The sequence below is a fragment of the Dactylosporangium salmoneum genome, assembly GCF_039532525.1.
GTDB classification, from domain to species: Bacteria; Actinomycetota; Actinomycetes; order Mycobacteriales; family Micromonosporaceae; genus Dactylosporangium; species Dactylosporangium salmoneum.
This window is the reverse complement of record NZ_BAAARV010000029.1, coordinates 114,705-119,084: the sequence shown is the minus strand read 5'-3', so window position 1 is coordinate 119,084 and position 4,380 is coordinate 114,705. Positions and strand designations below refer to the sequence as shown.

Annotated in this window: 4 protein-coding genes; 3 read left to right on the top strand and 1 reads right to left on the bottom strand. The window is 71.6% G+C overall.

The genetic code is table 11. The features are described from left to right. The first annotated feature begins 361 nt into the window (after nt 1–361). From ABD352_RS20140 to ABD352_RS20130, 3 genes are all read left to right on the top strand, one after another. Complete coding sequence (locus tag ABD352_RS20140) at nt 362–1,087, top strand: SDR family oxidoreductase (RefSeq protein WP_344613963.1); 726 nt, start codon at nt 362–364, stop codon at nt 1,085–1,087. A 791-nt stretch (nt 1,088–1,878) separates the two neighbouring features. Further along, entirely contained in the window at nt 1,879–2,706 is an 828-nt protein-coding gene (locus ABD352_RS20135; RefSeq protein WP_344613962.1) for a hypothetical protein, read from the top strand. A gap of 71 nt (nt 2,707–2,777) precedes the next feature. Then, nucleotides 2,778–3,599, top strand: coding sequence for an alkaline phosphatase family protein (locus tag ABD352_RS20130; protein WP_344613961.1), 822 nt, complete (start codon nt 2,778–2,780; stop codon nt 3,597–3,599). A 5-nt stretch (nt 3,600–3,604) separates the two neighbouring features. Here ABD352_RS20130 and ABD352_RS20125 read toward each other — a convergent pair. Next, nucleotides 3,605–4,380 (bottom strand): M48 family metalloprotease (locus ABD352_RS20125; RefSeq protein WP_344613960.1); only part of this gene is annotated, 776 nt, incomplete at its 5' end.

Below are 4,380 nucleotides of genomic sequence, written 5' to 3'. Positions count from 1 at the left end.
CTTCAGTTATCGATCACCGCCACGCCGCGGCCTCAACCGGGCGACCGCCTTTTGAAACACGCCTTAGACGCCAGCATCCGCTGCTTCCCCTCGACACGGGCTCGCCCCGGATGTCGGGCTCCATTTGATCCGTTACGGATCAGCGTCACATGATGCGTGACAGCTCCGGCTAGACGATCGTCGGCTTGGGTTTCGCCGTGGCCCTGTGGGTAGTTCTCGACATGTTCGGTCAGCCTGTCGTGCTGAGTGTTGAGCGTTCGGGTTGGTGACGTTGCGGACCGCAAGGTGCGGTTCGACCTGACACGAGTTCCTGCGACGGGAGGTCGACGAGATGACTACGGCTAAGCAGGAGAAAGGTGCGGTGATCGTCACCGGCGCGAGCCGGGGCATCGGCGCCGCGATCGCCGAGAAGCTGGCCGAGGACGGGTACGGCGTGGCGGTCAACTACTCGGTGGACGCGGCCGGCGCCGAATCGGTCGTCTCCACCATTCGTGGCCGCGGCGGCCGGGCCATCGCCGTACGCGCGGACGTGGCGGCACCGGATGCGGTCGCGGACCTGTTCGAACGCGCCCAGCGCGAGCTGGGGCCGCTGGCCGCACTGGTCAACAACGCCGGAACAATCGGCGAGCAGGCCCGCATCGACGAGCAGAAGGCGGACGAGCTGACCCGGCTGATGCAGATTAATATCGTGGGCCCGATGGTGTGCGCCAAGTACGCGGTGCGAGCGATGTCGACCGCGCACGGCGGCAACGGCGGATCCATCGTCAACATCGCCTCGGTCGCCGCCCGGGCCCTCCCCGGCGCACAAGGACTTGCGCCGTACCAGGCTACGAAGGGCGCGATGGTGACGTTCAGCCGTGGCCTGTCGAACGAGGTTGCCCCTGAAGGGATTCGCGTCAACAGTGTCTCGCCAGGCGTCATCGAGACGGAGATGGCGGGAGCCGCAGGAATGACGGAGGCCAGCGCGAGCAGCCCGCTCGGTCGCGTAGGCCGGCCCGACGAGATCGCCGATGCCGTGTCGTGGCTCGTCTCGCCGGCGGCGTCGTACGTCACCGGCACCGACATCACCGTGTCTGGCGGGCGATGACCTGTACAGGATCGTGACGAAGCCCTGCCCGGCGGTCGAGGGAGTTCCTCCCCGGTTACAAGGCCACCGCCCCACCGTCTCGGGCGCGCCACGCCAGTCACGCCGAGTACGTGGTCATGCCGGCGTAAATCTGACGGCCAAGCCGGCGAAGGTGTCCTCGGAGGCCCGCCGGGACACCCCGAACCGCCCGGCCACCTCGGTCACCGGCACCCCGGCTTCGACTTTCCAACACGGCGCGATACCGCTGTTCGGTCATGGTCAACTCCACCAGCACTCGGCGGCGTGTCACACATCAAGTGAAGTCAACCCCTAACGGATCAAGCGGAGTACGACACCCGGATCGCCCGGGTCGCCCCGCTGAGCGTGGCGAGGGTCGCCGTCGCGCCCGGGGCCACGTTCACCGTGCTGCTCGACGTGGTCGCGCCGGCCTGCGCGGGCTTGGGGTCGCGGGTGCCGGCCGCGCGCAGCCGCCGCCCTACCCCTGACCACCTCCGCCGCCGCGTCCGTCGAGGCGATCGACCGTGCCGCGGAGGGGTTGGCCACGATCGCCTCGGGCCGGGCCCGCGGCAAGATCGTGGTCATCGTCGAGAGCCGACCCGGCGGAACCTGCCCGCACACGCTCCGTAAGAAGTCACCGAGAGTCACCGCCCATGCTGTCCGGGAAAGGCGGGATTCCAGGCGTATGGCAGGTCCTTGCCAGCCTTCACCCAGGAATGTCGGCAATGCTGTATGTCGCGAAAGCGCAGGCAGCGGGCCTGCGCCGGGGGGTGACGGGAGCACATGACGTGTCGATGAAGTCAGTGAAGAGCGTCCGGCGGATCGGTCTGGCCGCGGCCGGGTTGGCGGCTACCGGTGTGATGGTGTTCGGCGCAGCGTCGCTGGCGAGCGCGGAGACGGCGTCGCCGTCGCCCAGCGCCACTGGTTCGAGCGATCACGGCAAGGGTGGCTCGAAGGACACGGCGGTGAGCGGCGACGAGCTCGCGAAGGTGACCGCGGCGATGAAGGCGAAGGACTCCGCGGTGAGCGTCAAGCGCGTCCACAAGGACGCCGACGGCTCCTACGACGTGCTCGGCACCAAGGACGGCGCCAAGGTCTTCTACGAGGTCAGCGCCGACCTCAAGACCTTCACCCTGCACACCGGCGGCCCCGACGGCGGCCGCGGTCACGGTGACAAGGGCGGCGCCACCGCGGTGACCGGCGACGAGCTGGCCAAGGTGACCGCGGCGATGAAGGCGAAGGACTCCGCGGTGACCGTCGACCGCGTCCACAAGGACTCCGACGGCTCCTACCGCGTGCTCGGCACCAAGGACGGCGCCAAGGTCTTCTACGAGGTCAGCGCCGACCTCAAGACCTTCACCCTCCACACCGGCGGCCCCGACGGCGGCCGGGGCCACGGCGACAAGGGCGGCGCCACCGCGGTGACCGGCGACGAGCTGGCCAAGGTGACCGCGGCCGTGAAGGCCAAGGACTCCGCGGTGACCGTCACCAAGGTCTACAAGGGCTCCGACGGCTCCTACCGCGTGCTCGGCACGAAGGACGGCGCCAAGGTGTTCTACAAGGTCAGCGCCGACCTCAAGACCTTCACCCTCCACACCGGGGGCCACGGCGCGAAGAAGTAACACGCATCCGATGGGGTGACGCGCGGGCGCGCCGCGACGAGCGGCGCGCCCACCTCCTACAGCATGTAGGAATGCGATGGACTCCTGCCCTGCTGGCCGCCGCCGCACTGCCCGTGCTCGCCTCCTCGGTGGCGGCGTCCGCGCCGCTCCCCCGGCCCGACCACGTCGTGGTCGTGGTGATGGAGAACAAGCGGTACGACGCGGTCATCGGGCACGCCAGGACGCCGTACATCTCGGCCCTGGCCCGGCGCGGGGCGAACTTCACCGCCGCCTACGGCGAGACGCACCCCAGCCAGCCCAACTACCTCGCCCTGTTCTCCGGCTCGACGCAGGGCGTCACCGACAACTCCTGCCTGCGCCGCCCGTTCGACGCGCCCAACCTCGGGCGGCAGCTGCTCGACGCCGGGCTCACCTTCACCGGGTACGCCGAGGCGCTGCCGTCCGCCGGCTACACCGGATGCGCGAGCGGGACGTACGTGCGCCGCCACAACCCCTGGGTCGACTTCGCCTCCGTCCCCGCGAGCCTCAACCGGCCCCTGAGCGCCCTGCCGGCCGGCTGGGACGAGCTGCCGTCGGTCGCCTTCGTGGTGCCGGACCTCTGCCACGACATGCACGACTGCCCGAAGGGCGACGCCGACGCCTGGATGCGCCGCGAACTGGGCTCCTACGCGGACTGGGCCACGGCGCACAACAGCCTGCTGATCCTGACGTTCGACGAGGACAACGGCACCGACGGCAACCACATCCCGACCGTGGTCCTCGGCGCGGGCGTGCGCCCGGGCGACCGCGTCGAGCGGGTCGACCACTACGCGATCCTGCGCACCATCGAGGACGCCTACGGTCTGCCACCGCTCGGCGCGGCAGCGCAGGCGACACCGCTGCGGCTGGGCTGAGCCGGTCAGCGGGTCGGCAGCCAGACGCCGGCGAGCTCGACGAAGCCGATGACGGCCGCACCGGTGGCCGCGAGCGACAGGCCGGCGGCGGCGAGCGCGAGCAACGGCAACGCGCGGCCCGAAGGTGGCGTCAGCAACGCGGCCACCCGCCGTACCGTCGCCGAACCATCGAAGCCGAGGCCCCCTCGGCCGGCGGAAGGGCCGGCGAGCGCGACCTTGCCGATGGTGCGCGCGACGAGGATGCGGTCCCCGCTCTCCCGGGCCGCGTCCTCGTCGGCGCTGCGCTCGACGAGGACGTCCACGGCCGCGGGAACCGGGCGGAGCAGCGGGTTGACCGCACGGGAGACGGCCGCCACCGCCGCGGTGCGGTGGTGGCGGCGCCGGAGGTGCGCCCGCTCGTGGGCGAGCACGACGGCGCGCTCGCGGTCGTCGAGCAGCCGCAGGAGGCCGGTGGTGACCAGCACGTGTCCCGCGCGGCCGCGTCGCGCCGGCACCGCGACCGCCCGGGGCACCCCCCAGTCGGCCACCAGGAGGCCGCCGACGGGGCGACCGGCGTCGTGCAGCACGGCGGCGGCCCGGTCGCGGCGCCACGCCTCGCGGACGAGCCGCCCGACCAGCCACGCCAGCGCCAGCGCGGCGGTCAGGGCCAGCCAGTCCGGCACCGGCTCGGGCAGGACCCGGCCGAGGACGGCGGCGCGGTCCTCGTGCTGTTCCAGGGGCGGCAGGTCGTCGAGCAGCGACGCGGTCAGCAGGACCAGGCAGGCGGTCGAGCAGGCGGGGG